Source organism: Streptomyces sp. NPDC012935 (assembly GCF_042900345.1).
Lineage (GTDB): Bacteria > Actinomycetota > Actinomycetes > Streptomycetales > Streptomycetaceae > Streptomyces.
In genome coordinates this window covers 47,784-74,188 of sequence record NZ_JBIBBC010000028.1, presented here as the reverse complement: position 1 = coordinate 74,188, position 26,405 = coordinate 47,784, and the positions used below count along the sequence as shown (strand labels likewise).

The 26,405-nt window shown below is 71.3% G+C and carries 22 protein-coding genes; 13 read left to right on the top strand and 9 right to left on the bottom strand.

The window, feature by feature from the left end; all coding sequences use genetic code 11:
• Window positions 1-48: 48 nt before the first annotated feature.
• Window positions 49-957: a LysR family transcriptional regulator ArgP gene (locus ACFY5C_RS39085; protein ID WP_389454459.1), complete on the top strand. Its 909-nt coding sequence runs from the start codon at window positions 49-51 to the stop codon at window positions 955-957.
• Window positions 958-1,216: 259 nt separating this feature from the next.
• On the opposite strand, the gene ACFY5C_RS39080 is transcribed toward ACFY5C_RS39085, so the two are convergent.
• A complete protein-coding gene (locus ACFY5C_RS39080) occupies window positions 1,217-1,918 on the bottom strand; it encodes a TetR/AcrR family transcriptional regulator (RefSeq protein WP_389454505.1) in 702 nt (233 codons plus the stop codon).
• Between the two features lie 129 nt (window positions 1,919-2,047).
• Here ACFY5C_RS39080 and ACFY5C_RS39075 point away from each other — a divergent pair, with 129 nt between their 5' ends.
• Entirely contained in the window at window positions 2,048-3,265 is a 1,218-nt protein-coding gene (locus tag ACFY5C_RS39075; RefSeq protein WP_389454456.1) for a saccharopine dehydrogenase family protein, read from the top strand.
• Between the two features lie 104 nt (window positions 3,266-3,369).
• A complete protein-coding gene (locus ACFY5C_RS39070) occupies window positions 3,370-3,603 on the top strand; it encodes a WhiB family transcriptional regulator (RefSeq protein ID WP_389454453.1) in 234 nt (77 codons plus the stop codon).
• 126 nt (window positions 3,604-3,729) lie between these two features.
• Here ACFY5C_RS39070 and ACFY5C_RS39065 read toward each other — a convergent pair whose 3' ends face one another.
• Window positions 3,730-4,482 carry a hypothetical protein gene (locus ACFY5C_RS39065; RefSeq protein ID WP_389454450.1) on the bottom strand — a complete coding sequence of 251 codons (753 nt, stop codon included), beginning with the start codon at window positions 4,480-4,482 and terminating at the stop codon, window positions 3,730-3,732.
• A gap of 102 nt (window positions 4,483-4,584) precedes the next feature.
• Between ACFY5C_RS39065 and ACFY5C_RS39060 the strand changes: the two genes are divergently transcribed.
• Window positions 4,585-4,935: a DUF488 domain-containing protein gene (locus ACFY5C_RS39060; RefSeq protein ID WP_389454447.1), complete on the top strand. Its 351-nt coding sequence runs from the start codon at window positions 4,585-4,587 to the stop codon at window positions 4,933-4,935.
• A gap of 22 nt (window positions 4,936-4,957) precedes the next feature.
• On the opposite strand, the gene ACFY5C_RS39055 is transcribed toward ACFY5C_RS39060, so the two are convergent.
• A complete protein-coding gene (locus ACFY5C_RS39055) occupies window positions 4,958-6,631 on the bottom strand; it encodes an FAD-binding dehydrogenase (protein WP_389454444.1) in 1,674 nt (557 codons plus the stop codon).
• Between the two features lie 24 nt (window positions 6,632-6,655).
• The gene (locus ACFY5C_RS39050) at window positions 6,656-7,282 is read right to left on the bottom strand and encodes a TetR/AcrR family transcriptional regulator (RefSeq protein WP_389454441.1); all 627 of its coding nucleotides are present in this window, start codon (window positions 7,280-7,282) and stop codon (window positions 6,656-6,658) included.
• A gap of 120 nt (window positions 7,283-7,402) precedes the next feature.
• On the opposite strand from ACFY5C_RS39050, the gene ACFY5C_RS39045 reads away from it, so the two are divergent.
• From ACFY5C_RS39045 to ACFY5C_RS39035, 3 genes are all read left to right on the top strand, one after another.
• Complete coding sequence (locus tag ACFY5C_RS39045) at window positions 7,403-8,032, top strand: alpha-ketoglutarate-dependent dioxygenase AlkB (RefSeq protein ID WP_389454439.1); 630 nt, start codon at window positions 7,403-7,405, stop codon at window positions 8,030-8,032.
• 209 nt (window positions 8,033-8,241) lie between these two features.
• Window positions 8,242-8,988 (top strand): MBL fold metallo-hydrolase, encoded by a 747-nt coding sequence (locus ACFY5C_RS39040; protein WP_389454436.1) that lies wholly within the window; start codon window positions 8,242-8,244, stop codon window positions 8,986-8,988.
• Window positions 8,989-9,028: 40 nt separating this feature from the next.
• On the top strand, window positions 9,029-10,264 hold the full coding sequence (locus tag ACFY5C_RS39035; protein WP_389454434.1) for a DUF4032 domain-containing protein: 1,236 nt from the start codon (window positions 9,029-9,031) through the stop codon (window positions 10,262-10,264).
• Window positions 10,265-10,287: 23 nt separating this feature from the next.
• Here ACFY5C_RS39035 and ACFY5C_RS39030 read toward each other — a convergent pair whose 3' ends face one another.
• On the bottom strand, window positions 10,288-11,160 hold the full coding sequence (locus tag ACFY5C_RS39030) for a universal stress protein (protein ID WP_389454431.1): 873 nt from the start codon (window positions 11,158-11,160) through the stop codon (window positions 10,288-10,290).
• A 62-nt stretch (window positions 11,161-11,222) separates the two neighbouring features.
• Here ACFY5C_RS39030 and ACFY5C_RS39025 point away from each other — a divergent pair, with 62 nt between their 5' ends.
• From ACFY5C_RS39025 to ACFY5C_RS39005, 5 genes are all read left to right on the top strand, one after another.
• Complete coding sequence (locus tag ACFY5C_RS39025) at window positions 11,223-11,579, top strand: VOC family protein (protein ID WP_389454429.1); 357 nt, start codon at window positions 11,223-11,225, stop codon at window positions 11,577-11,579.
• 149 nt (window positions 11,580-11,728) lie between these two features.
• Complete coding sequence (locus ACFY5C_RS39020; RefSeq protein ID WP_389454426.1) at window positions 11,729-13,405, top strand: FAD-dependent oxidoreductase; 1,677 nt, start codon at window positions 11,729-11,731, stop codon at window positions 13,403-13,405.
• Window positions 13,402-14,841: an ATP-binding protein gene (locus ACFY5C_RS39015; protein WP_389454423.1), complete on the top strand. Its 1,440-nt coding sequence runs from the start codon at window positions 13,402-13,404 to the stop codon at window positions 14,839-14,841. Before ACFY5C_RS39020 ends, ACFY5C_RS39015 begins: the two co-directional genes overlap by 4 nt.
• Window positions 14,838-15,191: a UBP-type zinc finger domain-containing protein gene (locus ACFY5C_RS39010; protein ID WP_389454421.1), complete on the top strand. Its 354-nt coding sequence runs from the start codon at window positions 14,838-14,840 to the stop codon at window positions 15,189-15,191. Before ACFY5C_RS39015 ends, ACFY5C_RS39010 begins: the two co-directional genes overlap by 4 nt.
• 41 nt (window positions 15,192-15,232) lie before the next feature.
• Window positions 15,233-18,175 carry an AAA family ATPase gene (locus ACFY5C_RS39005; protein WP_389454418.1) on the top strand — a complete coding sequence of 981 codons (2,943 nt, stop codon included), beginning with the start codon at window positions 15,233-15,235 and terminating at the stop codon, window positions 18,173-18,175.
• A gap of 15 nt (window positions 18,176-18,190) precedes the next feature.
• Here ACFY5C_RS39005 and ACFY5C_RS39000 read toward each other — a convergent pair whose 3' ends face one another.
• The 4 genes from ACFY5C_RS39000 to ACFY5C_RS38985 all read right to left on the bottom strand — a co-directional run bounded on the left by ACFY5C_RS39000 (window position 18,191) and on the right by ACFY5C_RS38985 (window position 24,831).
• The gene (locus ACFY5C_RS39000) at window positions 18,191-19,378 is read right to left on the bottom strand and encodes an SGNH/GDSL hydrolase family protein (protein ID WP_389454416.1); all 1,188 of its coding nucleotides are present in this window, start codon (window positions 19,376-19,378) and stop codon (window positions 18,191-18,193) included.
• Window positions 19,375-21,750, bottom strand: a complete 2,376-nt coding sequence (locus ACFY5C_RS38995) for a glycoside hydrolase N-terminal domain-containing protein (protein ID WP_389454414.1) — start codon at window positions 21,748-21,750, stop codon at window positions 19,375-19,377. Before ACFY5C_RS38995 ends, ACFY5C_RS39000 begins: the two co-directional genes overlap by 4 nt.
• A gap of 64 nt (window positions 21,751-21,814) precedes the next feature.
• Complete coding sequence (locus tag ACFY5C_RS38990; protein WP_389454411.1) at window positions 21,815-23,620, bottom strand: alpha-galactosidase D; 1,806 nt, start codon at window positions 23,618-23,620, stop codon at window positions 21,815-21,817.
• Window positions 23,621-23,643: 23 nt separating this feature from the next.
• Window positions 23,644-24,831, bottom strand: coding sequence for an ROK family protein (locus ACFY5C_RS38985; protein ID WP_389454408.1), 1,188 nt, complete (start codon window positions 24,829-24,831; stop codon window positions 23,644-23,646).
• 206 nt (window positions 24,832-25,037) lie between these two features.
• Here ACFY5C_RS38985 and ACFY5C_RS38980 point away from each other — a divergent pair, with 206 nt between their 5' ends.
• The gene (locus tag ACFY5C_RS38980; protein WP_389454405.1) at window positions 25,038-26,288 is read left to right on the top strand and encodes a serine hydrolase domain-containing protein; all 1,251 of its coding nucleotides are present in this window, start codon (window positions 25,038-25,040) and stop codon (window positions 26,286-26,288) included.
• Window positions 26,289-26,405: the final 117 nt, after the last annotated feature.

Sequence of the window (26,405 nt, the reverse complement as noted above, 5' to 3'; positions counted from 1 at the left end):
GCGATGTCCTGACGTACAGCTAAAGATTCTTACCTATCATTAGCTCGCGTGAAGACCGAACTGACCGAGCTTCCCCTCGACCAGGTGCGGACCCTGCTGGCGGTGGTGGACGAGGGCACCTTCGACGCCGCCGCCGCGGCGCTGCATGTGACGCCGTCCGCGGTGAGTCAGCGCGTGAAGGCGCTGGAGCAGCGCACGGGCCGGGTGCTGCTGGTGCGCACGAAACCGGTGCGGCCGACGGAGTCGGGCGCGGTCGTCGTCCGGTTCGCCCGTCAGCTGGCCCGGCTGGAGCGGGACGCGCGGGCCGAGCTCGGCATGAGTGGCGCCGGGGATGCGACCCGGGTGTCGATCGCGGTCAACGCCGACTCGCTGGCGACATGGTTCCTGGCGGCGCTCACCCGTGTACGCAAGGAGCCGCAGCTCTGCTTCGAACTGCGGCGCGAGGACGAGAGTCGTACCGCGACGCTGCTGCGGGAGGGGCTGGTGATGGCCGCGGTGACCTCCTCGCCGGATCCCGTGGCCGGGTGTTCCGTACGGCCGCTGGGCCGGATGCGCTATCTGGCGGCGGCGAGCCCGGAGTTCACCGAGCGCCATCTGGGCGGCTCGCTCGGGGACGCACTCGTGCGGGCGCCGGTGATGTCCTTCGACCGCAGTGACGACCTCCAGGACTCGTTCGTCCGCAGGCTTCGGCACACCCGCACAGGCGCGAGTCCCCTACGGCACCACGTCCCCACCTCGGAGGGCTTCCTGTCGGCTGTGATCGCCGGACTGGGCTGGGGTCTGATCCCCGAGGCCCAGGCGGAACCCCTCCTCGAGGCCGGCCGCCTCGTGCAGCTGGCCCCGGACCGGCCTCTCGACGTCCCGCTGTACTGGCAGCAGTGGAAGCTGGACTCACCGGCGCTGGCTGCGGTCACGGAGGCGGTGACGGAGGCGGCGGCCGAGGCACTTCGCGGCTGAACATCACGGGCGACTTGAGCGTTCCACCAGGAGTTCGTAACCGGCCGCAGGCGCGGTGCCGAAGCGGTTCCTGTACCGCCGGCCCCCGGAACTCGGACTGCCCGCACGGCCCGGACGGCTGCGCTTCGGCGTGCCGCCGGATCTGCGACGCCCTCAAGGGGCGCGGGCGGCATCGATATGCGGCTCCGCCGCACGGGCGCGACCAGCCACGACGACGCAGCAGCCGCTCGCCACCGTACTGCGGCAGCGCCGACGAGTACTACCGTGCCTCCAGCTCAGCGGCCGCGCTGGCCAGCAGCATCTCCAGCGCCGTCGGATACGCACTGGTCACCATCCGGTTCGCCAGCAAAGGCGCGGCCTCGGCGATCCGAGGATGTGTGGCCCGGGGCAACCGCGCGTACGTCGACCGCCACATGCCCTCGTCCGCACGCAACGCGTCACTCGGCAGAGCCAACGACGCGGCGTCGAGCGCCGCGAACGCCAGCGTCTGGTCGATGAAGGCGTGATAGATACGCACGGTGTCCGGCAGCGCGAACCCGGCGGTCCGCAGGACGTCCAGCACGGCCTCGTCGGCGGCGAGTTCGTTGGCCCGGCCGGTGACCCGGCTGGTCGTCAGCGCGGCGGCCTGCGGATGGGCCACATACGCGGCGTGGATACGCAGCCCGACGGTGCGCATGTCCTCCCGCCACTCCCCCGTGCGTTCCCAGCCCTCCAGCGCCTGGCCGATGAGTGCGTCACCGATGGCGAGGGTCAGGTCGTCCATGCCGCGGAAGTAGCGGTACAGCGTGCTCGGGTCGGCGTCGAGGGCCAGGCCCAGCCGGCGGGCGGTCAGGCCGGCGCTGCCGTGTTCGCGCAGCATGCGCAGGGCCGTCTCGACGATGAGCCGCTCGGACAGCACGGTGCCGCTTTTCGTGGGACGCCGCCGGCGCCGCTTCTCCTCCGGAACGACCGGTTTCGGCACCATGCTCTCCGTTCCTGTGCCGCACGCTCCACCTTATGCCAACGCCATTGACCTTACGCGAACCGACCGCGTTGTATCTCTCGCGGGGCCCCACCACGTCGTAGACCTTCAAGCCGAGGGAGTCTTGTCATGCGTGTATTGCTCGTGGGTGCTGGCGGGGTGGGCACCGCCATCACCCGGATCGCCGCCCGGCGTCCGTTCTTCGAGGCGATGGTGGTCGCCGACTACGACCTCGCGCGCGCCGAGGCGGCCGTGTCGGCCCTCGGCGGCGACGCCCGGTTCCGGCCGGAGCGCATCGACGCGAACGACGAGGCGGCGGTGGCCGCACTGCTGGCGCGGCACGCGTGCGACGTGCTGCTCAACGCCACCGACCCGCGGTTCGTGATGCCGCTGTTCGGCGCCGCCCGCACGGCCGGGGCCACCTATGTCGACATGGCGATGTCACTGTCCCGGCCACACCCGGAGCGGCCGTACGAGGAGTGCGGGGTCAAGCTGGGCGACGCCCAGTTCAAAGCGGCCGCAGACTGGGAGAAGGCGGGCGCGCTGGCCCTCGTCGGCATGGGCGTGGAGCCGGGCCTGTCGGATGTGTTCGCCCGGCACGCGGCCGACGAACTCTTCGACGAGATCGAGGAGATCGGCGTCCGCGACGGCGCGAACCTCACCGTCGACGGCTATGACTTCGCGCCGTCCTTCAGCATCTGGACGACGATCGAGGAATGCCTCAATCCGCCGGTCGTCTACGAGACCGGCCGTGGCTGGTTCACCACCGAACCCTTCAGCGAGCCCGAGGTGTTCGACTTCCCCGAGGGCATCGGCCCGGTCGAGTGCGTGAACGTGGAGCACGAGGAGGTGCTCCTGATGCCGCGCTGGGTCGACGCGCGCCGGGTGACCTTCAAGTACGGCCTGGGCGAGGAGTTCATCGGCACCCTGAAGACGCTGCACCTGCTGGGCCTGGACAGCACCGAACCGGTGACCGTGCCGAGCGCCTCAGGGCCGGTGGCCGTCTCACCCCGGGACGTCGTCGCCGCGTGTCTGCCGGACCCCGCGACGCTGGGCGAGCGGATGCACGGCAAGACCTGCGCGGGCACGTGGGTGCGGGGCGTCAAGGACGGCAAGCCGCGTGAGGTGTACCTCTACCACGTGGTCGACAACCAGTGGTCCATGGCGGAGTACGGCAGCCAGGCCGTGGTGTGGCAGACCGCCGTCAACCCGGTCGTCGCCCTCGAACTCCTCGCCACCGGCGCCTGGTCGGGCGCGGGCGTGCTGGGCCCGGAGGCCTTCCCGGCCCGTCCCTTCCTGGACCTGCTGACCGCGTACGGCTCCCCGTGGGGCATGCGCGAACAGTGACTTCAATCGCCGGTGTCCAACAGGGTTTCACTCACGCATCGACAGGCGACTCGCATACGAGTAATTCTCGACCGAGGGCACGTCGACGATCGCAGGTGACTTTGATGGACGACTGGCGAGGCCACGGCGCCTGCCGCCATGAGGACCCGGACCTCTTCTTTCCGATCGGCACGTCCGGACCCACCCTGCTGCAGACGGAGCAGGCGAAGGCCGTCTGCCGGCGCTGCTCCGTCCGGGAGGAGTGTCTGCGCTGGGCGCTCGACACGGAGCAGTACATCGGGATCTGGGGTGGCAAGAGCGAGGACGAGCGAAGGGCGTTGCGGCAGCGGGCCGGATGACCGATGGATCACGAAACGGCGCCGTCGGGCTCGGCGGCGCCCGCAACGTGAACACGGACCGGACGAGGCGGGTGGCGACCGGCACATGTGCGGATTCGCGGGGAACTCTGAGCCGTTCGGGGGACGTCAGCGGGCCAACGACTCGGCGTCGCCCATGACGATGACGGGATGTCGCTGCGGATCCAGCGCCAGCAGCAGGAGCCTCATGTGCTCCCGCGCGAGACTGACGCAGGCCTGGGTGGGCGCTCCGTGGTCCACGTGGAGCCAGATGCCGCCGCCGAGTTCGGTGCCGAGCGGGCGGGTCCGGTCGAGGGGCGAGACGCCGATCCTGCGGTTGTAGTCGATGGCGATCACATAGTCGAAGGAACCGGCGAGGGGTTCGCCCTCGAAGCCGGTACCGCTGGCAGTGAATCCGTCACCGTAGTCGTACGACAGCCTGGTTCCGGGGTCATCGAGCAGCCCCCCGGCGTCCGTCAGGGTGAAGACCCCGATGGGTGAGCGCAGGTCGCCGGCCACGTGGTGGTCGGTCCAGCCGCGCAACGCGTTGCGAGCGGGCCAGCTGCTGCCCGCCTTCCAGCCGGTGTCGGTGCGCTCGTACAGGACGACGGTGGAGTGCGAGGAGTCCCTGCCGCGTCCGGTCACGACGACGGCCTGCCGGGTCTCGGACGGCACCCTGGCCCAGGTCGCCGGGCCCAGTCCGGGCAGCTTCCGTGCGGCCGCCTCGGCTTCGGCTTGGGCGGCGGCTTCGGCGGCGTGGGCGGGCCTGGGGGTGCGGGTGACAGCGGGCTCCTCGTCGGGCGTCGCAGTGGCACCGGCGCCGCAGCCGGTCAGCAGCAGAGAGGCGACCAGCAGGGCGACACGGGACTTGTGCGTGATCATGCATCGACCTTGACCGACACTTGTAAGGAACTTGTAAGGATCCGCCGGATTCGGCAGGTCGCCACGCGCATCCGAGCGCGGGCATCCGAGAAAGGCCCGGTCATGAGCGTTCGCATCCGTCGCGTCTACGAAGCACCCGAACCCGCGGACGGCGTGCGCGTCCTGGTCGACCGGCTGTGGCCGCGCGGCCTGTCGAAGGACGCCGCCCACGTCGACGAGTGGCCCAAGGGGCTCACCCCGTCGACCGAGCTGCGCCGCTGGTACCACTCGGGTGAGGGCTCGTACGAGGAGTTCGCCGACCGTTATGAGGCGGAGCTCGCCGCTCCGGAGGCGGCCGCACTACTCGACCAGGTGAGGGAGTTGGCGGGCAAGGGCGCAGTGACCCTGCTGACCTCGTCGAAGACTCCCGATCAGAGCCACGCCGCCGTGCTGGCCCGTCTCCTGCAGGCGTGAGAAGACGGGCCGTACGCCGCCGTCAGGCCGTCTGCCGCGCCGCGGCCCGTCCCGCCGTGCGGCCCGAGAAGAGGCAGCCGCCGAGGAAGGTGCCCTCCAGGGCGTTGTAGCCGTGGACGCCGCCACCGCCGAAGCCTGCGACCTCGCCGGCCGCGTACAGGCCGTCGATGGGCGTTCCGTCGGCGCCGAGCGCGCGGGAGTCGAGGTCTGTCTGGATGCCGCCGAGCGTCTTGCGGGTCAGTATGTGCAGCTTGACGCCGATCAGTGGGCCGGCCGCGGGGTCGAGGATGCGGTGCGGGGTGGCGACGCGGCCGAGGCGGTCGCCGACGTAGCGGCGGGCGTTGCGGATGCCCTGCACCTGGGCGTCCTTGCTGTATGGGTTCGCGATCTGCAGGTCACGGGCCTCGATCTGGCGCCGGACGCTCTCCGCGTCGAGCAGCGGCTTGTCCGTCAACTGGTTCATCTTCTCGACCAGTTGCTCCAGGTTCGGGGCGGTCACGAAGTCCGCGCCGTTGCGCACGAACGCCGCCACCGGCCCTGGGGCGCCCTTGCCGAGCACCCGCTCCTTCAGGAATCCGGCGCGGTCCTTGGCGGTGATGTCGGGGTTCTGTTCCGAGCCCGACAGCGCGAACTCCTTCTCGATGATCTTCTGGCTGAGGATGAACCAGGAGTGGTCGTGGCCTGCGATGTCCGCGTCGGTCCGCAGGTGCTTGAGGGTGCCCAGGGTGTCGTAGCCCGGCAGGCAGGGGTCGGGCAGCCGGCGGCCGAGGGCGTCGAACCACATGGAGGACGGTCCGGGCAGGATGCGGATGCCGTGGCCGGGCCAGATCGGGTCCCAGTTCTGCAGGCCCTCGGTGTAGTGCCACATCCGGTCGCGGTTGACCAGCCGCACCCCCGCCTCCGCGCTGATGTCGAGCATCCGGCCGTCGACGTAGGCGGGGACACCGGTGACCATCTCGGTGGGCGGGGTGCCGAGGCGCTCGGGCCAGTAGCGGCGGACGATGTCGTGGTTGGCGCCGATGCCGCCGCTGGTGACGACGACGGCCTGGGCGGTCAGCTCGAACTCGCCGGCCCGGTCACGGTTGGAGGCGACGCCCCGGGGAGAGTCGTCGTCGGCCAGGACGGTGCCGCGCACGCCGCGTACCGCGCCCTGTTCCATGACCAGCGCGTCGACCTGGTGCCGGTGGTGGAAGGTGAGCAGCCCGTCGCGCGCGGCCTGCTGGGCGTACCGGACGAAGGGCTCCACGACCCCCGTGCCGGTGCCCCAGGCGATGTGGAACCGGGGCACGGAGTTGCCGTGGCCGTCTGCGCGCAGGTCGCCGCGCTCGGCCCAGCCGACCGTGGGCAGGAACTTGATGCCGTGTGTGTCCAGCCAGGTCCGCTTCTCGCCGGCGGCGAATTCGACGTACGCGCGGGCCCAGCGCACGGCCCAGGAGTCCTCGTCGTCCACCCGGTCGAACCGGGCGCTGCCCTGCCAGTCGTTCCAGGCGAGATCGAGGGAGTCCTTGATGCCCAGGCGCCGCTGCTCCGGGGAGTCGACGAGGAAGAGCCCGCCGAAGGACCAGAAGGCCTGTCCGCCGAGGTTGGCGGCGTTCTCCTGGTCAACCAGCGCGACCCTGCGTCCCCGGCTGGTCAGTTCACTCGCGGCGACCAGGCCCGCGAGTCCTGCTCCGACGACGATGACGTCGGCATCCATGGCGACCGTCCCTTCCTCATGTCCTCATGCGGTGGTGTCGCTGCCGTCGGTGAGCAGCGCGGTGAGCAGTTGCCCGAGCCAGACGCGAGCGTGCTCGACGTCCTTGTCCAGCAGCAGTTGGGTGGTGACTCCGTCGTAGGCGGCGACCACGGCGTGCGCGGCGCCGTCGATGTCGCCGAGTACGGCGGGCAGTGCGCTGTGCACCTGGGCACGGGAGAGCCGGTCGGCGATCGCGCCGCGCAGCCGTGCGCGGTGTTCCAGCAGGGTCCGCGCGACGTCCGGGTCGCGGGCGGCGTGCACCAGGAAGTCCGTCTTCACCAGCAGCCAGTCGCGGTCCAGGAGCAGCACGTCCGTCACCCGGTCCACGGCGGCCGGCACGTCCAGGTCGGGCCCGTCGAGAGCGAGCGCCCCGGACACCTGCTCGGCGATCAGGTCCGCGCGCTGCTGGTAGAGGGCGAAGAACAGCTCGTCCAGGCTGTCGAAGTTGGAGTAGAAGGCACCCCTGCTGTAGCCGGCGGCCTCGCAGACCTCCTCGATGGAAACGCGTCCGAACCCCTTTGCGGCGAACACCGCGAACGCGGCGTCGAGGAGATTGGCGCGCGTGCGGACGCGACGCCTGGTGACGCGCTTGGTCGTGCCCTCCACCGCCATGTCCGGACCTCCATTCGATACGGGAATGTATCCGATACATGAATGTATCCAAAGGGGGTGCGCACAAGGACGGTGAAATTCGATGGGAACATATTTTCGATTCAGGAGTACGCTGGAACCATGGCCACGCACCTCCAGGGCTCCCTCTTCGACCAGACCGACGAGCTGCGCCTCGGGTCCCTCGCCGGGGTACGCCGTACCCCGCTCCGCCACGGCGCCTGGATCGACGTGCTGCCCGGCTGGCTCAGCGGGGCCGACGCCCTGTTCGAACAGCTGGCAGCCGAGGTGCCCTGGCGCGCGGAGCGGCGCAAGATGTACGACAACGTCGTCGACGTACCCCGCCTGCTGGCCTTCTACGGCGCCGAGGACGCACTACCCCACCCGGTCCTGGTCGAGGCGCGCGACGCCCTGTCCGCGCACTACGCCGAGGAGCTGGGCGAGCCGTTCACGACTGCCGGGCTCTGCTACTACCGCGACGGCCGGGACAGTGTCGCCTGGCACGGGGACCGGATCGGGCGGGGCGCGCGCGAGGACACGATGGTCGCGATCCTCTCTGTCGGCGCGCCCCGGGATCTGCTGCTGCGCCCGGCGCGGGGCGGCGGTGAGACGGTGCGCCGGCCGCTCGGTCACGGCGACCTCATCGTGATGGGCGGGTCCTGCCAGCGAACCTGGGAACACTCCATTCCGAAGACCACGCGCGCCACGGGACCGCGCATCAGCGTTCAGTTCCGCCCGCACGGCGTGCACTGAGGCGGAGAGGCGGCCGCTTCGGATGCGCGCGGGGGCTGCCTCCGGTGGACGGTGCCGGAGGCAGCCGCTCCCCTTTTCGTTCGTTCGTCGACGGGAGGACGCGGCAGGCGCGAGCACCGTTCGGGATGCGTCCGGCCCCGCCGAACGCCCTTTTTTCGCGATCTGCTTTGCTGTGTCCGTCGAGCACGGACCTCACACGCGGGACGATCATGCGCGCAGATGTGCAGCAAGTCGCGGACGGCACCTATCTGGTGCACGGCAGCAACACGAACTGGGTGATCCTGACCGAGGGGGACGCCGTCACGCTGATCGACACGGGCTACCCCGGGGACCGGCCGAAGCTCCTCGCCTCCCTTGCCGAGGTGGGAGGTTCACCGGAGGCCGTCAGCGCCGTACTGATCACGCACGCGCACACCGACCACCTGGGCAACGCCGAGTACCTGCGTGCCACGTACGGCATGCCCGTATACCTCCACGAGGCCGAAGTACCGCACGCGCGCCGGGAGTTCCTGCATCAGGTCGACGTCGGCACGGTCCTGAAGAACGGCTGGCGCCCCGGGGTCCTGCCCTGGGCGATCCACGCGATCCGCTCCGGCGGCACCGCGCATGTCCCGGTCACCTCCCCGGAGGCGTTCCCGTCGGCCGGCCCGCTGGACCTGCCCGGCCGGCCCGTCCCGGTGCACACGCCCGGCCACACCGACGGGCACTGCGCCTACCATCTGCCCGGCGCCGGTGCGGTGATCGCGGGCGACGCCCTGGTCAGCGGGCACCCCACCTCCCGGGTCAAGGGACCGCAGCTGCTGCCGGACATGTTCCACCACGAGCGGGCCCGCGCCGTGGCCTCGCTGGACGTGCTCGCAGGGCTCGAGGGGGATGTGCTGCTGCCCGGGCACGGCCCCGTACACCGCGCAGCGGTGCAGGAAGCTGCTCTTCAGGCCCGGGAACGCGCGCTCTAAGGTGAGCTGACGATCACGGCTAGGCGAGGACGAACGCCCCATGGCACTGCAGATCAGCGCGACGAACCCGGAGCACCCCGCGCTCCTGCTGGAACTGCCCTGGCAGCTGCCGCTGGAGGAATGGCCCGAGGAGGTGCTGGTCCCGCTGCCGCGCGGGATATCCCGGCACGTCGTGCGCTACGCCCGCGCCGGCAGCGAGGTGATCGCCGTCAAGGAGCTCGCCGAGCGCCCGGCACTGCGCGAGTACGAGCTCCTGCGCGACCTGGACCGTATCGGCATCCCGGCCGTCGACCCGCTCGCCGTGGTCACCGGCCGCACCGACGCCGACGGCGGTTCCCTGGAGTCGGTGCTGATCACCCGGCACCTGGGCGGCTCGATGCCGTACCGCTCGATGTTCGAGACGACGATGCGCCCGGCGACCATGCACCGCCTCATGGACGCACTGGCCGTGCTGCTGGTCCGCCTCCACCTCGCCGGGTTCGCCTGGGGCGACTGCTCACTGTCCAACACGCTGTTCCGGCGCGATGCCGGCGCCTACGCCGCGTATCTGGTGGACGCCGAGACGGGCGATCTGCACCCGCAGCTCAGCAACGGCCAGCGTGACTACGACCTGGATCTCGCCCGGGTCAACATCAGCGGTGAACTGCTGGACCTGGAGGCGTCCGGGGCGCTGCACCCCTCGGTGGACCCGATCGACTTCGGCACCGAGATCTGCGCCCGCTACCAGAGCCTGTGGCAGGAACTGACCCGCACCTCGGTGTACCCGGCAGGCAAGTACCACTACATAGAGCGCCGGATACGGCGACTGAACGACCTCGGTTTCGACGTGGCCGAGATGCAGATCGAGCACGCCACGAACGGCGACACGGTCACCTTCGTGCCCAAGGTCGTCGACGCCGGCCACCACCAACGGCAACTGCTGCGTCTGACGGGCCTGGACACCGAGGAGAACCAGGCCCGACGCCTCCTGAACGACCTGGAGAGCTGGATGGCCACCCAGGACGACTACGCCCCGGGCGACCCCCTCGGCGCCCGCCCCGAGGTCCTCGCGCATCGCTGGGTGCGGGACGTCTTCCGCCCCACCGTGCGGGCCGTGCCGCTGGACCTGCGCGGCTCCATGGACCCGGCCGAGATCTACCACGAGCTGCTCGAACACCGCTGGTACCTGTCCGAGCGGGCGCAGCACGACATCGGCCTGGACGCGGTGGTCGAGGACTACATCACGAACATCCTGCCCAGGGCCCGCGAGACGCTGCAGCCGACGACCTCCGACTGACGTCCAACCGACGTCCGGCTGACTCAGTCGTGCGGCACCACGGCCACCGGGCAGTCCGCGAGGTGCAGCATGCCGTGCGCCACCGAGCCGATCCTGGCGCCCACGGCCGTGCGGTGGACTCGGCGCCCCACGACCATCAACTGGGCCCGCCCGGAGACCGACAGCAGCACCTGCCCGCCGCTGCCCATCTCCACGTGCTCGACGACAGGGACGTCGGGGAAGCGCTCCCGCCACGGCCGCAGCGCCTCGCCCAGGGCCTTCTTCTCGTACGGCTCCAGTCCCCCGGCCTCGTCGAGGAGCTTCAGGGAGCCCGGGCTGTAGGCGAACAGCGGCGGCAGCGTCCAGGCCCGCACGGCGCGCACGGTCGCGCCACGCGCCGCGGCCGTCTCGAAGGCGAACTGCAGCGCGGCTGCGCTGTCCTCGGGATCGCCCTGCTGCCCCACGACGATCTCGCGCCCGGCGGCCTCGCCGGACGGCTCGTCCCCGGCCCGGACCCGCACGACGGGCCGCGTCGCCCCGGCGATCGCCTGCTGCCCGACGGAGCCCAGCAGGAACCCGACGACCCGGCCGTGGCCGCGCGAGCCCAGCACCAGTATTTCGGCCTCGTCCGCGGCGGCGATGAGCGTCTCGGCGGGCGGGCCTTCCACGACGTCGGTGGTCACCTCCAGGCCCGGGTGCCGCTCGGTGACGGTGCGGGCCGCCTCGGCCAGTGCGTCGCGCACCCACTGTGCCTGGGTCTCCTCGTCCCCCGCGTCGATCGCGTCGTGCGGCTGGAACCGCCAGGCGTGCACCACCCGCAGGGGGAGCCCCCGGCGGACTGCTTCGCGGGCGGCCCAGGCCAGCCCGGCGAGGCTCTCCTCCGATCCGTCCACCCCTGCCGTGATCGGGCGCGTCATTCCGGCTGCCTCCTCGTGTCGCGGTCACGTCCGTCGACCCCAGTCTTCACTACGCTGCGGCCATGGCTTTGGAGTGGGAGCAGGTGAACGTGGACGCGGCCGACGCAGTGGCCCTCGGCCGCTGGTGGGCCAAGGCTCTCGGCTGGGTCGTACTCAACGACTCGGCCGACGAGTTCGAGATCCGGCCGGCCCCGGACCGGCTGCCCGGCCTGATCTTCGGGCCGGTCCCGGAGGGCAAGACCGTCAAGAACCGCCTCCACCTCGACTTCCGCCCCGACGACCAGGAGGCGGAGGTCGCCCGCCTCCTCGCCCTCGGCGCGCGCCACGCGGACATCGGGCAGAGCGGCGAGGAGCCGTGGGTCACGCTGGCGGATCCCGAGGGCAACGAGTTCTGCGTGCTCGCCGCACGTCGCCACTGAGTACCCGGCACTCACGCAGGGTGCCCGGCTCCCGCGTACCTGAGCGAAGCGGGCGGATCGAACATACGATGGCCGGGAGTCGGCTCGGCGACCGCGCCTCCTGACGCTCACTGCCGCGCCGTGAACGCGAACCCCGGGGTGGGAGACGTATGGCACAGGCGTCCGACGCAGCGCGGACCGTCATCCTGACCGTGGACGACGACCCGGGAGTGTCCCGGGCGGTCGCCCGCGATCTGCGGCGGCGCTACGGCGAGTCGCACCGGATCGTGCGCGCGGAGTCCGGCGAGTCCGCGCTGCAGGCGCTGCGCGAGCTGAAGTTGCGCGGTGATCTCGTGGCCGTGATCCTGGCCGACTACCGCATGCCCCAGATGAACGGCATCGAGTTCCTCGAACAGGCCCTGGACGTCTATCCCGGAGCCCGCCGCGTGCTGCTGACCGCGTACGCGGACACGAGCGCGGCGATCGACGCGATCAACGTCGTCGATCTCGATCACTACCTGCTCAAGCCGTGGGATCCGCCGGAGGAGAAGCTCTACCCGGTCCTGGACGACCTGCTGGAGGCGTGGCGGCGCAGCGACTACCGGCCGGTGCCCAGCACCAAGGTCGTCGGCCACCGCTGGTCGGCGCGCTCCTCGGAGGTGCGGGAGTTCCTGGCCCGCAACCAGGTGCCGTACCGCTGGTACTCCGCCGACGAGCCCGAGGGCCGCCGGCTGCTCGCCGCCGCCGAGCAGGACGGGCAGCGGCTGCCGTTGGTGGTCACGCCGGACGGGACGCCCCTGGTGGCGCCCGAGGCTCCCGAGCTGGCCTCGAAGGTGGGCCTGGCCACGATGCCGACGGCCGACTTCTACGACCTCGTCGTCATCGGCGGCGGCCCGGCCGGGCTCGGCGCGGCCGTGTACGGGGCGTCGGAGGGGCTGCGGACCGTGCTGGTGGAGCGGTCGGCGACGGGGGGACAGGCCGGGCAGAGCTCCCGGATCGAGAACTACCTCGGCTTCCCGGACGGCGTGTCGGGGGCGCAGCTCACCGACCGGGCCCGGCGGCAGGCGGCGAGGTTCGGCGCCGAGATCCTCACCGCGCGCGAGGTGACGGGGCTGGAGATCAGCGGAGCCGCCCGGATCGTACGGTTCTCCGACGGCTCGGCGGTCGCCGCGCACAGCGTGATCCTGGCGACCGGCGTGTCGTACCGGCAGCTGGCGGCGCCCGGCTGCGACGACCTGACCGGCCGCGGGCTGTACTACGGGTCGGCGCTCACGGAGGCGCCCGCCTGCCAGGGCCAGGACGTGTACATCGTCGGCGGCGCCAACTCCGCCGGGCAGGCGGCGATGTACCTGGCGCGGGGCGCCAAGTCGGTGACGCTGCTGGTGCGCGGCGAGTCCCTGTCGGCGTCCATGTCGTACTACCTGGTCCAGCAGATCGAGGAGGCACCGAACATCTCGGTGCGGGCCCGTACCGTCGTGGAGTCCGCGCACGGCTCCGAGCACCTGGAGCAGCTGACGCTGCGCGACGTGGACAACGGTGCGACCGAACTCGTCGACGCCCAGTGGATGTTCGTGTTCATCGGCGCGGCACCGCTGACCGACTGGCTGGACGAGACGGTGCTGCGGGACGAGCGCGGGTTCATCCTCGCCGGGCCCGACCTGTCGGCCGACGGGCGGCCGCCGGCCGGCTGGGAGCTGGACCGGCCGCCGTACCACCTGGAGACCAACGTCCCCGGCGTGTTCGTGGCGGGCGACGCGCGCTCGGAGTCCGCCAAGCGCGTCGCGTCCGCCGTCGGAGAGGGAGCCATGGCCGTCATGCTCGTCCACCGCTATCTGGAGCAGTCATGAGCGGGCAGTCGATGCCGTGCAACGCCCAGGAGATCGGGTCCCTGTTCCTGTTCGAGAAGCTCACCCCCGAGCAGCTCGCCAGGCTGTGCGACGAGGGGCGGGTGGAGCACTTCGAGCCCGGACCCGTGTACACCGAGGGTGACCCCTCGACCTGCTTCTACGTGATGATCGAGGGCACGGTCGTGCTGTCGCGCCGGGTCGCCGGGGACGACGTGGAGGTGACGCGGACCTCGCAGCGCGGCGTGTACGCGGGGTCCATGCAGGCCTATCTGGGTGACCGGGTGCGGCAGGTCTACAACAACTCCATGCGCGTCACGGAGCCGACGCGGTTCTTCGTGCTGCCCGCGGACACCTTCGCGGACATCATGCAGGAGTGGTTCCCGATGGCGGTGCATCTGCTGGAGGGGCTCTTCTTCGGTTCGAAGAGCACGCAGCAGGCCGTCGGGCAGCGCGAACGGCTGCTGGCGCTCGGCTCGTTGTCCGCCGGGCTCACGCACGAGCTCAACAACCCCGCGGCGGCGGCCGTACGGGCGACGTCCACGCTGCGTGAACGCGTGGGCAAGATGCGGCACAAGCTCGCCGTCATCACGCAGGGTTCGTACTCCCCCGAGGTCATCGCCAACCTCATCGACATCCAGGAACGCACCGCGGAGCGAGTCGCCAAGGCCCCCACGCTGAGTCCGCTGGAGGCCGCCGACCGGGAGGACGCGCTCAGCGACTGGCTCGACGACCAGGGCATCCAGGAGGGCTGGCGGATCGCGCCCACCTTCGTCCAGGCCGGTCTCGACGTGGACTGGCTGGACCAGGTCGCGGCGGCGGTGGACGAGGAGATCCTGCCGAGCGCGATCGGGTGGCTCAACTACACCGTCGAGACCGAGCTGCTGATGGACGAGATCAACGACTCGACCACCCGCATCTCGCATCTGGTGGACGCCGCCAAGCAGTACTCGCAGCTCGACCGCGCGCCCTTCCAGAACGCCGACGTGCACGAACTCCTCGACAGCACCCTGCTGATGCTGTCGGGCAAGATCGGCCCGCAGATCAAGGTCGTCAAGGAGTACGACCGTACGCTCCCGAGGGTCCCGGCGTACCCGGCGGAGCTCAACCAGGTCTGGACGAACCTGATCGACAACGCCGTCTCGGCCATCAACAGCGCGGGCGGCGAAGGGACGTTGACCGTGCGGACGGCTCCGGATCACGACCGGCTGCTGGTGGAGTTCCGTGACACGGGCGTCGGTATCCCGGCGGAGAACCGGGGGCGGATCTTCGATCCGTTCTTCACGACGAAGCCCGTGGGTGAGGGCACCGGGCTCGGGCTCGACATCTCCTGGCGGATCGTGACCAACAAGCACCACGGAACGATCCAGGTGCAGTCCGAACCGGGCGACACCCGCTTCCAGGTCCTGCTTCCACTCACGTCCGAGGAGGCTTCATGAACGACGTCAAGGGCATTGATCCGAACGTGCCGCCGAGCGGCAGTGGGTGCCCGGAGTGCGACGAGGCCGGCGGGTGGTGGTTCCATCTGCGGCGGTGTGCGCAGTGCGGGCATGTGGGGTGCTGTGACAGTTCGCCCGCGAAGCATGCGACGGCGCATTTCCGGGAGACCGGGCATCCCTTCGTGCAGAGCTTCGAGCCGGGTGAGAGCTGGTACTGGAACTACGACACGAACGAGATGTACGAGTCGGGGCCCGAGCTTGCCGCGCCGGGGAGTCATCCGGCCGAGCAGCCGACGCCGGGGCCCGCGGGGCGGGTGCCGACCGACTGGGCGAACACGTTGCGTGCCTGAAGGGCACGAGCGCTGTCGGTGGTGAGTGACAGGATGTACGCGTGTCGCAGACCTCTTTCACCACGCCGCTCATCGGGCGAGGCGGCGAACTCGCTCGCCTCTTCACGGCGCTGGAGCGCGCCCGCGGCGGTGAGGCCCGGGCCGTCCTGATCGCCGGGGACGCCGGGGTCGGCAAGACGCGGGTGCTGGACGAGGTCGCGGGGTCGGCGGCTCGGGACGGGATGGTCGTCCTGTCCGGGCACTGTGTCGATCTCGGTGATGTGGGGCTGCCGTACCTGCCGTTCACCGAGGTGCTGGGAGTGCTCGCCGGTGACGAGCGGTTCGCGGACGTCCTCGCCGCGCATCCGGTGGTCGGAAGGCTGTTGGGGGGCGGCACGGACGCCGTGAGTGACCGGCTGCGGTTGTTCGAGGGCGTCGCCGGGCTGCTGGCCGATCTGGCGGACGTCGCGCCGGTGCTGCTGGTGCTGGAGGACCTGCACTGGGCCGACCAGTCGTCGAGGGATCTGCTGCGGTTCCTGCTGAGTCGTGGCATCTTGCAGCGGCCGGCCGGCGGGGCGCCCGCACATCGGTTGGCCGTGTTCGCGTCGTACCGCGCGGATGACCTGCATCGGCGTCATCCACTGCGGCCGCTGCTGGCCGAACTGGTGCGACTGCCCGCAGTTGAGCGTCTGGAGCTGCGGCCGATGGCCGACACCGAGGTGGCCCGGCTGGTGCGCGCCGTCCAGGAGCGGCCGCTGCCGGACAGCACGGTCCGGCGGATCGTCGAGCGGGCCGAGGGCAACGCCTTCTACGCCGAGGAACTGGTCGCGGCGACGGACACCGAGGCCGGCGGGGTGCCCAGCGGGCTGGCCGATGTCCTCCTCATCCGGTTCGAGCAGCTGTCCGACACCGCTCAGCAGGTGCTGCGGACGGCCGCCGTAGCGGGGCGTCGCGTCGAGCACGACCTGTTGCGGGGTGCCGTGGGCATTCCGGAGGAGGAGCTGGAGTCGGCGCTGCGTGAGGCCATAGGGCGACAGTTGCTCGTGGCGGGGGAAGGCGACACGTACGCCTTCCGGCACGCGCTCGCGCGTGAGGCGGTGTACGCGGATCTGCTCCCTGGTGAACGGGCCCGGCTGCACGGTGCGTTCGCGCGGCTGCTCGCCGGACGCGGCCGCCCGGACGAGACGGCGGCGGAGCGCGCCCACCACTACCGCGAAAGCCACGATCTGGCCGAGGCGCTGGCCGCCTCGCTGGAGGCCGCCGACCAGGCGCACCGGGTCGGCGCGCCCGCCGAGGAGCTGCGGCACCTGGAGGCCGCCCTGGACATCTGGTCGGTGGTGGAGCCGTCCGCGCGGCCGTCGGGCGAGGGCACCGACCGGGTGACGCTCACGCTGCGCGCGTCCGCGGCCGCCGCGCACGCCGGGGAGTCGCACCGCGCGGTCTCCCTCACCCGCTCCGCGCTCGCGGGCGTCGGCCAGGACACCGACGCCGAACTCGCCGCCCGGGTGCGCTACACGCTCGCCGGGAACCTGCTCGGCGTCGACAGCCTGACGGCGGCCTTCGCCTACAGCAGCGAGGCGCTCGCCCTCATCCCGGCGGAGCCCCCGTCGCGGACGTGGGTGTGGGCGGCAGCCACCCATGTCCTGGCGGCCCGCCAGGTCGGGGAGAACGAGACCGCCCTGCGGGTCGCCCGTGAAGCCCTGCGCACCGCCGAGAAACTCCAGGTGACGGACGCCCGGGCGGACCTGCTCATCTCGCTGGCCGTTCTCGAGGCCGGCGGCCGGCGCACACCGCAGGGGCGTGAACGGCTGCGCGAGGCCCGGGATCTGGCGCGGCGTTCGGGCAACGCCCCGGTGGAGATGCGTGCCCTGTTCAGCCTCGCTGTCGGCTGCTTCGAGTCCGGGGACCTCGAGGAATCGCTGCCCTGGCTGACGGAAGGGCTGGACCGGGCCCGGCGCGCCGGGTTGCTGTCCTCGCTGTATCCGCTCGAGATGCGGTACCTGCGGCTGCTCGTGCTGTACACGCTGGGCCGTTGGGACGAGTGCCTGAGCGTGGCGGCGACCGACGCCGACGTGCTGCCGGCTGCGGGCGGATACACGGCCGGTCCCGCGCTGTACGTCGCTCTCGCGCGCGGTGACTTCGGGGCCGTCGAGCAGGCCCGCGCCTTGCTGGCGGGTCCCTTCGACTGGATGGGCACGCTCGTCGCGGGTATCGCGCTCACCGACGCCGCCGCGTGGCGCGGTGACGTGGAGGCTGCGGTGGAGCGGATGCGGTCCTCGGTCGCGGCGCTCACCGACGACGCGGGGGCGCTGCCCGACGCCACGGTCCGGCTCGCCGCCCTGGCGCTGTCCGCGGTCGGCGACCGGGCGGCCGAGCTGCGCCTGACCGGTGACGAGGCGGGGCTGCGCCGCTGGGCGGACACGGCGACCGAACTTGTCGAGCTGGCCCGGGCGACGGCGGCACGCGGCGGGGACGGCAGGGCGCAGGGCCCGGAAGGCATGGCGTGGCTGGCCCGAGCGGAGGCGGAGTGGACGCGGACGGTGTCCGGGCCGGACGCGCGCGCATGGGCGAAGGCGGTGGCGGCGTTCGACTACGGCGACGAGTACGAGCGGGCGCGCTGCCGGTTGCGTCACGCCGAGGCCCTGCTGGCGGCGGAGCAGCGCGAGGCGGCGGCCACCGAGGCCCGGGCGGCACGGGAGACGGCGGCCCGGCTCGGCGCGACGCTGCTGCTGGAGCGCGTGGACGCCTTGATCCGCCGGGGCCGTCTGGCGGACACCCCGGCCGACCGCTCCTCCCCGCTGACGGCCCGCGAGCAGGACGTGCTGCGGCTCCTCGCCCTCGGCCGCAGCAACCGGCAGATAGGCGAGGAGCTGTACATCACCGGCAAGACGGCGAGCGTCCACGTCTCCAACATCCTCGCCAAGCTGGGCGCCGCGAGCCGTACGGAGGCGGTGGCGATCGCCTATCGGGAGGGTCTGATCACCCGCGAGGAGGCGGTGGGCTGACGCCCCTCGAGCACGTCAGCGGCTGTCGCAGTCCAGGGCGGTCAGGTCGACGGCGTCGGCCATCGCCTGCATGCCCTTGTCGTTGGGGTGGATGTGGTCGCCGCCGTCGAGGGCGGGCATCATCCGCGCGGGGTCGTAGGGGCTGCGCAGGATGCGGTCGAAGTCGGTGACGGCGTCGAACTCGCCACTGGTGCGGATGAACTCGTTGACCTCCTGGCGTACGGCCTCACCGGCCGGGTCCCATTCGAGCCAGCCCTTGAAGGGGCCGACAGTCGCGCCGACGGCGCACTTGCCGGCCTCGTGCGCCCGGTCGATGATCTCGCGGTAGCCCTCGATCAGGTCGTCGGCCGTGACTCCCGTATGGGCCTTGATGTCGTTCACGCCCTGGAAGAGGAACACGGTCCGCACGCCCGGCTGGGACAGGACGTCCCGCTCCAGCCGGTTCAGCGCGCTCTCGCCGGGGCCGTCCGCGAGGACCTTGTTCCCGGAGATCCCCTCGTTGGCCACGCCCTTCACCGCCGTGTCCGCGCGTTGCAGCCGGCGGGCGAGGTAGTCGGGCCAGCGGCGGTTCCGATCGGTGGTGGACTGCCAGCCGTCGGTGATGGAGTCACCGAGGGCGGCGACCGCTCCGGTGCCCGCGCGGGCGCGCACGGAGACGGCGTCGAGATAGAACCAGGAGCCGGTCGGGATGGTCCAGGCGGCGCCGCCTTCCTCGGCGGTGTGGTCGCCCTGGGTCGCGTACGACGACTGCATGGCCATCCAGTGGCCGGTCGCCGGGCCGCCCGCGTCCGGGCTGTGCAGGCTGACGACGAGGTTGGTCGCGGCGGGCAGCCTCCCGGGCAGCGGGTCGCTCCACACGGTCTCGCCGGCCGGCACGGTGACCGTGCGCTCGCCGCCGAAGGCCAGCCGCCGGTTGCTGCCGGGCCGCAGCTCGGCGCCCTGCTTCTGGATGCCCGCGTAGACGTTGTCGAAGGTCATCGGCCGGTCCCCGAAGGCGTTGGAGAGCCGGATCCGGGTGTCCGTGCCGCCCACGCTGGTGTGCACGACGAGCCGGTAGCTGCGGCCGGCGACGCCGTCGGCCATGCGGTCGGCGCTCGCCGCCCAGGTGACGACGCCGCTCGCGTCCGCGGTCGCCCCGGCTGGCGGTGACTGGCAGGCGACGACCGTCAGCAGGACGGCGGCAAGCGCAAGCCCGGCCCTCACTTGGCGAAGTCCTTCAGCGTGACCGACGCGCCGGGTCGCAGGGTGACCGTGCGGGACACGTCACCGTACGCGACCGTCGTGGTGCGGCCGCCGACGCTGTGGATCCGGGCCTCGGTCGGGCGTCCGTCGCGCCAGCTCAGGTCGACCTCGAAGCCGCCGCGCGCGGGGACGCCCCGCACATGGCCCGAGTCGGCCCACGCGTCGGGGAGTGCCGGCAGGAGCTCGACGTGGCCCGGCCGGGAGTACAGCAGCATCTCCACCATCGCGGCCGGGGTACCGAAGTTGGCGTCGATCTGGAAGATGCCCCGGCCGCGCTCCACCTCGTAGATGTCGAAGAGGTTGAATGCCGTGCCGTTGCTGCCGTCGGTCGACGGGCGGAGGTTGTTGACGATCAGCTGGTAGGCGTTGTCCGCGTTCTTCAGGCGGGCCCAGCACAGGCTGCGCCAGGCGTTGGCCCAGCCGAAGCTCTCCATGCCGCGCGCGGTGAGCAGGGCGGTGGCGCCGGCGACGATCTCGGCAGGGGTGGAGCCGTCGGGGCGGATGCGGTCGCCGGGGAACAGGTTGATCAGCGGGGACAGGTGGCGGTGCGTGGTCTCACCTAGATTGTCGGGCGACATCCACTCCTCCAGCCAGCCGGTGCTCGGGCTGACCTGCGGCAGGTACAGCTTTCTGCGCAGTGAGGCGATCGTATCCGCGTAGTCGGTGTCCCGCCGGAGTTCGGCGGCCGCGGTGCAGTAGTTCCCGAACAGTGTCCACACGACTTCCTGAGCATAGGTGATGCCCTTGGCGTCCTGCGGACCGTGCTCGGGAGACCAGTCGCTGTCGTCCACGAGCACCTCCTTCGAGGTGCCGGGGAGGGTGACGGTGAGCAGCCGCGCCTCCCAGAACTCGCACGCGCCCTTGAGGAGCGGGTAGATCTTCTTCAGGTACTCGCGTGACCCGGTGTACTCGTAGTGCTCCCACAAGGTGGTGCACAGCCAGGCGTTGCCCGCCGGATGCCACCACCAGCCGCTGCCGCCGTAGGGGTTGGTGGAGAAGGCGACGGCCCAGCCGGCGTTCTTGCCGCTGGAGTTGCGGTAGCGGTTGCGCGGGTCGTTGAACAGGCGACGGGTGGTGTCGGTCCAGGAGGAGAGCTGGGCGACGCAGTAGTCCGTGAAGGCGTCGAAGCAGGGCGACAGGCCGGTGCGGTCGGCCATCCAGTAGTTCATCTGGATGTTGATGTCGGTGTGGTAGTCACCCATCCAGTCCGGGTCGTTGCCGTCCAGCCACAGCCCCTGGAGGCCCATCGGCAGGCTGTCGCGCGAGCTGGTGATCATGAGATAGCGGCCGTACTGGAGGTAGGCCGCCTCCAGTTCCGGATCGGGCTCGGGGTCGCGGGTGCGGGCGTGCAGGCGTTCCCAGGTGTCCAGTTCGCGCTGCGCGTCGGTGGACGTGCCGAGGGAGAGGCCGAGTCGTCCGTACAGGGCGCGGTAGTCGGCGACGTGGGTGCGCCGCAGGGCGTCCGCGGATTCCGCGGCGGCGGTGCGGGCCTTCGTTCGGGCGAGGCGCTCCGGGTCGAGCGAGGGGTTGCGGAAGCCGGCCGCGGCGTCGGGGGCGTAGTCGGTGCCGGCGCTGACGACCACCGTGAGGTCCTTGCAGCCGGAGAAGTCGATACGAGTGCCGTTGACGGCGACCTTGCCGCCGGTGCCGCGGGCCTGCACGGCGGCGCCGTAGCGCAGGCCGTTGGGGAGGGCCGCGCCGAACGACTCGGCGGCGGTCGGCTTCTCGCCGTGTGTGCCGGTCAGCGTGATGGTGCCGGTGTAGCGGCCGCCGCCGCTCTGCGTGAAGCGCAGGACGATGACGTCGTCGGGGTGGCTGGCGTACATCTCGCGCCGGTAGGTGACACCGGAGCGGACGTAGGAGCTGGTGACCAGGCCCTGGGCGAGGTCGAGGGTGCGGCGGTAGCCGGTCACGGCGCCCAGGTCGTGGTCGGGGATGTCGACGGTGAGCTTGGCGAGCAGCGTGAAGGAGCCGAAGTCGGAGCGGCCGTAGGGGAACTGGCCGTCCTGGTCGAGGGTGTCGTTGAGGCCGCCGGTCCACATGGTGGCGTCCGTGATGAGGAGGAGCTCGCGGCCGGGGTCGTTGCTCGCGAGGGCGCCGATGCGGCCGTTGCCGAGGGGCAGGCCCTGTTCGATGAGTGAGCCCTCGTCGCCCGGGGCCTGCCACCACAGCCGCTCCCGAGAGGCGTCGGCGGGGAGCGGCACTTCGGCTGGGCGGACGGGAGCGGCGGAGGCGGTGAACGCGGGCAGCGTGCCGAGGGCGGCGGTGAGGCCCGCGGTGGTGGCGAGGGAGAGGAGGGTTCTTCGGCTCGGCTCGTTCGGGCTGGTGTTCATGCGGGCTCCGGAGGCGTCTGGGCCGGGGCCCGGCGCGCGGCCGGGCCCCGATGGAGGAAGGTCATCAAGACTTCTGCACGTCGATCCGGTCGATGTCCGGCGCATAGCCGGTCCCGCTGTCGAACGTGATCGTGTTCGCCCCGGCCTTCAGCTTCACCGGCACGTACACGCTGTTCACCGTGGACCAGTCGCCCGTGGACGCGAACTTGTGCGAGGCGCCGCCGCCTCCATTGGCCGAGACGGAGATCGAACGGGCGTCGCCGCTGACGTAGGCGACCTTGATCTGGTAGGTGCCGGCCTTGGCTACCACGACGTCGTCGAGGGTCAGCTTGCCTCCGGTGTAGAGGTTGCCGACCTTGTGGCCGTCGGAGCAGGCGGAGCAGTCGGCGACGGAGGCGTTGCCGCTCAGGGTGCCGGCCTCGGCCTCGTAGGCGGTCCAGGCGAGGTCGGTGCCGCGCGGGGTGACGGTGAACAGGCGCGAGCCGTGCGCGGGGAGGGCCTGGGTGATCTTGTCGGTGTAGGAGCCCAGGCTCTCCTCGTTCCACACGTCGCGTACCGAGGCCTTGCCCTTGAAGCCGAGGGTGGACCAGTTGGCGGTCACCGAGGCGGGGGCGTCGGAGAGGTTGAACAGCGCGACGGTGTAGGTGCCGTTCGGGTTCTTCGCGGCCCACACCTGCTGCGGGTCGGAGGCGGTGACGGGCTCGGCGGGCGGGGCGCTGCTCTGGTTGATCGCGATGACCTCGCGGTTGGTCAGCAGCGACAGGCCGTAGGAGTCCAGCTTGGTGAGGTCGTCGCCGGTGAACAGCGGGGACTTGGCTATCGCCCACAAGGTGGCGTAGCTCTGCCGCTCGGCCTTGGTGAGGCCGTCCATCTCGCCGTTGCCGACGTTCAGGGAGTCGAGGTCGTTCCAGCCGCCGGGGCCGGCGTGGGCGGTCCAGGCCGGGGCGTCGTCCCAGCGGTCGTCGACCGAATTCTCCCAGGTGACCAGGGTGTTGCAGTAGCACTCGACGTCGGTGTCGATGCGCCAGCCGTTGGAGTACTTCTTCCAGTCCTCGACGTGTCCGTAGTCGAGGGACCAGGACAGCTCCAGGTGGACCGGGCGGCCGGCGGTCTTGATGGCCTTCTGCCAGGCGGCGACGTCGGCGAGGTTGTTGTAGTTGTCGCCGCTCTTGAAGGAGCCGGGGCCCACGCCGTCGAGCTTGAGGAAGTCGTAGCCCCAGTCGGCGAACATCTGGGCCTGGGAGTCGATGTACTTCTGCGCGCAGGGGTCCGAGAAGTCGATCTTGTAGGCGCTGTCCCAGCCGTTGGTGGTGCGCAGGTCGTCGTAGACGATGTCGCCGGTCGTGCAGCCCTCGGCGTTCCAGATCGGGTTCTTGCCGTCGTTGTACGCCCCCTTCTCCAGGCCGACCGGGAGGTAGATCCCAGCATTGAGGCCCTTGGAATGGATGCGGTCGGCGACGGCCTTCATGCCGCTGGGGAAGCGCACCGGGTCGGCCTTCTGCCGGCCGTACTCGTCGAACTGCGACTTCCAGGACCAGTCCATCCACCAGCCGGCGTCGATGTTGACGTATTCGTAGCCGTACTTCTTCAGCTTGGCGGCCATGGCGTCGGTCTGCTTGAGGACGTTCGCCTCGGAGAGATAGCTGTAGTCGCCCTTCGGGTTGAGGCCCGGGTACTTCGACGACTGCATGGTCCAGCTCGTCCAGCCCATGTAGGGCTTGGCTGCCACGGTGGCGGTCGGGGCGGCCGGGGGCGCGGGGGTCTCGGCCTGTGCGGCGGGGACGGCGGCCGTGACACCGGCGGTGAGGGCCAGGACCACCACGGCTCTCAGGGCGCGTGCGGGCATGACGGAGTACGAGGATGACCTCATGGGTCGTACCTCCCTGGGTTGGTTCAGCGGTTCTGGCGCTGGTCGTCGGCTCTGATGAAGGACTGGATCGCGGTGGCCGCGGCCCCGCGCGCCCACTCCTCGAAGGGCAGCGGGCGGGTCTGTACGTCGCACTGGGCGGCGGAGCCGAACGCGGCCGCGCCGAAGGCGTCGCGGATCTGTTCGGCGAACAGGTCGTAGGCGGCGAGCCCCTCGCCGGAGATGATCACCCGCTCGGGGCCGAGCAGGTTGGCCACGGTGGCGATGCCGCGCCCGATCGCCTCACCGGCGCGCGCGTAGGCCTCGCGCGCGCCGGCGAGGCCGCGGTGGGCGAGAGCCACGGCTTCCGCGGCGTCGGCGACCTCGACGCCGGTGGTCTCGCGGATCCGCCGGACGATCGCGGCGTCCCCCGCGATGGCCTCCACGCAGCCGCGGTTGCCGCAGTGGCAGGGCGGGCCGGCCGGGTCGACGGTCACGTGCCCGATCTCCCCGGCCACACCGTGCGCGCCTGCGACGACGCGGCCGTGCACCACGAGACCGCAGCCGATGCCGGCGCCGACGGTCACCACGGCGAAGTCGGAGAGCCCCACGCCGGCGCCGAACCACTGCTCGGCGACGGTCAGGGCCCGTACGTCGTTGTCGACGGTGACCGGCAATCCGGTGGTCGCGGCGGCCAGTTCGGCGAGGGGCACGTCCCGCCACTCCAGGAACGGCGAGTAGCGGACGACTCCGGCGCCGCGGTCCACGTCACCGGAGACGGCGATTCCGAGGCCGAGAACCGGCACGCCCGAGTCACCGGCCTCGGCGAGCAGTTCGCCCGCCAGCTCGGCGATCGAGGCCAGTACGTGCTTGGGCTCGCGGTCCGGGAGCGGGGCGTGGCGGGCGACGCGGATGCGGCAGCACAGGTCGGTGAGGACGGCGATGACCTCGTCGCCGGTCACCTTGATGCCGATGAACAGCGCCCGTCCCCCGTCGACCCGCACCGGGTTCGCGGGGCGGCCGAGCGCGGGCCGGGCCGGCTCGTCCGCGTCCTCCACCAGGTAGCCGGCCTCTATGAGAGGCCGGACCGCTTTGGTGACGGCGGCCGGGGACAGTCCCGCACGCCGGGCCACCTCAAGGCGGGTGAGCGGCCCATGGCTCAGGACCGTGGTGAAGATCTGCGAGGCGGCCGGCGTGTTCGCCGGGAACGTCTCGGCACGGCGGATCGAGGACATGCCCGGAACCTAGATGGCTTATTTTCCGCCGTCAATAAAAGAAGCAGGATTCCCTGAGGAACTGCTGAAGGACTCCCACCCAGTGATCCCTGCCTGTCCAACTGCGCGTCGTCTGTGGCGATCTGACGCGATGAGAGAGGGTTGCCCCGCAAGAAGCTGATCGTTCTCGTATGAGCAGCACATCGACTGAAACGTGAGGAATCCGGATGGTCTCAGCAACGGTGGTCAGAGGTACGGCGGTGGCGGCGGCCGTGATGTCGCTCCTGGCGGTTCCCGCCCACGCCGCGCCCGGGCAACCCGGCGCCGCCGCGGTCGACGCCAGGGCAGCCGCCCTGCCCGCCCCGGACGTCGACGGCATCTGGAAAGTCCTGCGCACGGCGCGACAGCACGGCGCACCCGGCGCGATGGCGCGTCTCGACGACGGCGCCACGGCCCGCTGGGCGGCCGTGGGGGTCGCCGACCGCAAGTCGGGGCGGGCCATCAGCAACGCCGACCGCTTCCGCATCGGCAGCGTCACCAAGACCTTCTCGGCCGTCGTCCTGCTGCAACTGGCCCAGGAGAAGAGGCTGCAGCTGGACGCCCCGGTCAACCGCTATCTGCCGGGGCTGCTGCCCGACGGCGGCATCACGGTGCGGCATGTGCTCAGCCACCGCAGCGGCCTGCACGACTACACCAACGAGATGTTCGCGCGGACGGTTCCCGGCTTCGAGGCGGTCCGCACCAAGGTGTTCACGTACCGGCAGCTGGTGAACCGGTCTCTGAGCAAGCCGCGGACCACGAAGCCGGGCGGCGCCTACTCCTACTCGAACACCAACTTCGTCGTCGCCGGAATGCTCATCGAGAAGCTGACCGGGCACTCCGTGGGCACCGAGTACCGGAACCGGATCATCGAACCGCTGAAGCTGCGCGACACCTTCTACGTGCACCCCGGCACGAAGATCCCCGGCCGGCACGCACGCGGCTATCTCACGCCGGACACGGCCGGCGCGGCGCTCGTCGACGCCACCGAGCAGACGGCGTCCTGGGCGCAGAGCGCGGGCGCGGTCATCTCCAGTACGCGGGACCTCAACACCTTCCTGTCGGCCCTGCTCGGCGGCCGGCTCACCTCCCGGGCGCAGCTCGCCCAGATGCAGCGCTGGGTACCGGCGGGCGGCGTGCAGTCGTACGGGCTGGGGCTGCGGCGCCGGGATCTGTCGTGCGGGGTCTCCGTGTACGGCCACACCGGCGCCGTACAGGGCTATTACACGTACGCCTTCGCATCCAAGGACGGCAGGCGCAGCCTCGCCGCGCTCGCCAACACCTCCAACAACGGAACGGTCCTCAACTCCATGATGGGCACGCTGGAGTCCGCGTTCTGCGGCAAGCGTACGAAGCCGCAAGAGCGTTCCGCTGTCGTCGAACGGCACGAGGACATCGAACCCGGGATCCGGCTCCCCCTGGGCCCGGACGCGGGCTGAGGACACGGGCTGAGACGGCCTGAGGGCACGGGCTGAGCACACGGCTGAGGACGCGGGCTGAGGACACGGGCTGAGGACGCGGGCAGGGTGGGAACCCGCGGGATCCGGTGGACGTTT

What these genes read in the sequence shown, in the direction of transcription:
- ACFY5C_RS39075 (WP_389454456.1), top strand. Translation starts at nt 2,048, where the DNA reads ATGCGTGTATTGCTCGTGGGTGCTGGCGGGGTGGGCACCGCCATCACC.
- ACFY5C_RS39070 (WP_389454453.1), top strand. Translation starts at nt 3,370, where the DNA reads ATGGACGACTGGCGAGGCCACGGCGCCTGCCGCCATGAGGACCCGGAC.
- ACFY5C_RS39065 (WP_389454450.1), bottom strand. Translation starts at nt 4,482, where the DNA reads ATGATCACGCACAAGTCCCGTGTCGCCCTGCTGGTCGCCTCTCTGCTG.
- ACFY5C_RS39060 (WP_389454447.1), top strand. Translation starts at nt 4,585, where the DNA reads ATGAGCGTTCGCATCCGTCGCGTCTACGAAGCACCCGAACCCGCGGAC.
- ACFY5C_RS39055 (WP_389454444.1), bottom strand. Translation starts at nt 6,631, where the DNA reads ATGGATGCCGACGTCATCGTCGTCGGAGCAGGACTCGCGGGCCTGGTC.
- ACFY5C_RS39050 (WP_389454441.1), bottom strand. Translation starts at nt 7,282, where the DNA reads ATGGCGGTGGAGGGCACGACCAAGCGCGTCACCAGGCGTCGCGTCCGC.
- ACFY5C_RS39045 (WP_389454439.1), top strand. Translation starts at nt 7,403, where the DNA reads ATGGCCACGCACCTCCAGGGCTCCCTCTTCGACCAGACCGACGAGCTG.
- ACFY5C_RS39040 (WP_389454436.1), top strand. Translation starts at nt 8,242, where the DNA reads ATGCGCGCAGATGTGCAGCAAGTCGCGGACGGCACCTATCTGGTGCAC.
- ACFY5C_RS39035 (WP_389454434.1), top strand. Translation starts at nt 9,029, where the DNA reads ATGGCACTGCAGATCAGCGCGACGAACCCGGAGCACCCCGCGCTCCTG.
- ACFY5C_RS39030 (WP_389454431.1), bottom strand. Translation starts at nt 11,160, where the DNA reads ATGACGCGCCCGATCACGGCAGGGGTGGACGGATCGGAGGAGAGCCTC.
- ACFY5C_RS39025 (WP_389454429.1), top strand. Translation starts at nt 11,223, where the DNA reads ATGGCTTTGGAGTGGGAGCAGGTGAACGTGGACGCGGCCGACGCAGTG.
- ACFY5C_RS39020 (WP_389454426.1), top strand. Translation starts at nt 11,729, where the DNA reads ATGGCACAGGCGTCCGACGCAGCGCGGACCGTCATCCTGACCGTGGAC.
- ACFY5C_RS39015 (WP_389454423.1), top strand. Translation starts at nt 13,402, where the DNA reads ATGAGCGGGCAGTCGATGCCGTGCAACGCCCAGGAGATCGGGTCCCTG.
- ACFY5C_RS39010 (WP_389454421.1), top strand. Translation starts at nt 14,838, where the DNA reads ATGAACGACGTCAAGGGCATTGATCCGAACGTGCCGCCGAGCGGCAGT.
- ACFY5C_RS38995 (WP_389454414.1), bottom strand. Translation starts at nt 21,750, where the DNA reads ATGAACACCAGCCCGAACGAGCCGAGCCGAAGAACCCTCCTCTCCCTC.
- ACFY5C_RS38990 (WP_389454411.1), bottom strand. Translation starts at nt 23,620, where the DNA reads ATGAGGTCATCCTCGTACTCCGTCATGCCCGCACGCGCCCTGAGAGCC.
- ACFY5C_RS38985 (WP_389454408.1), bottom strand. Translation starts at nt 24,831, where the DNA reads ATGTCCTCGATCCGCCGTGCCGAGACGTTCCCGGCGAACACGCCGGCC.
- ACFY5C_RS38980 (WP_389454405.1), top strand. Translation starts at nt 25,038, where the DNA reads ATGGTCTCAGCAACGGTGGTCAGAGGTACGGCGGTGGCGGCGGCCGTG.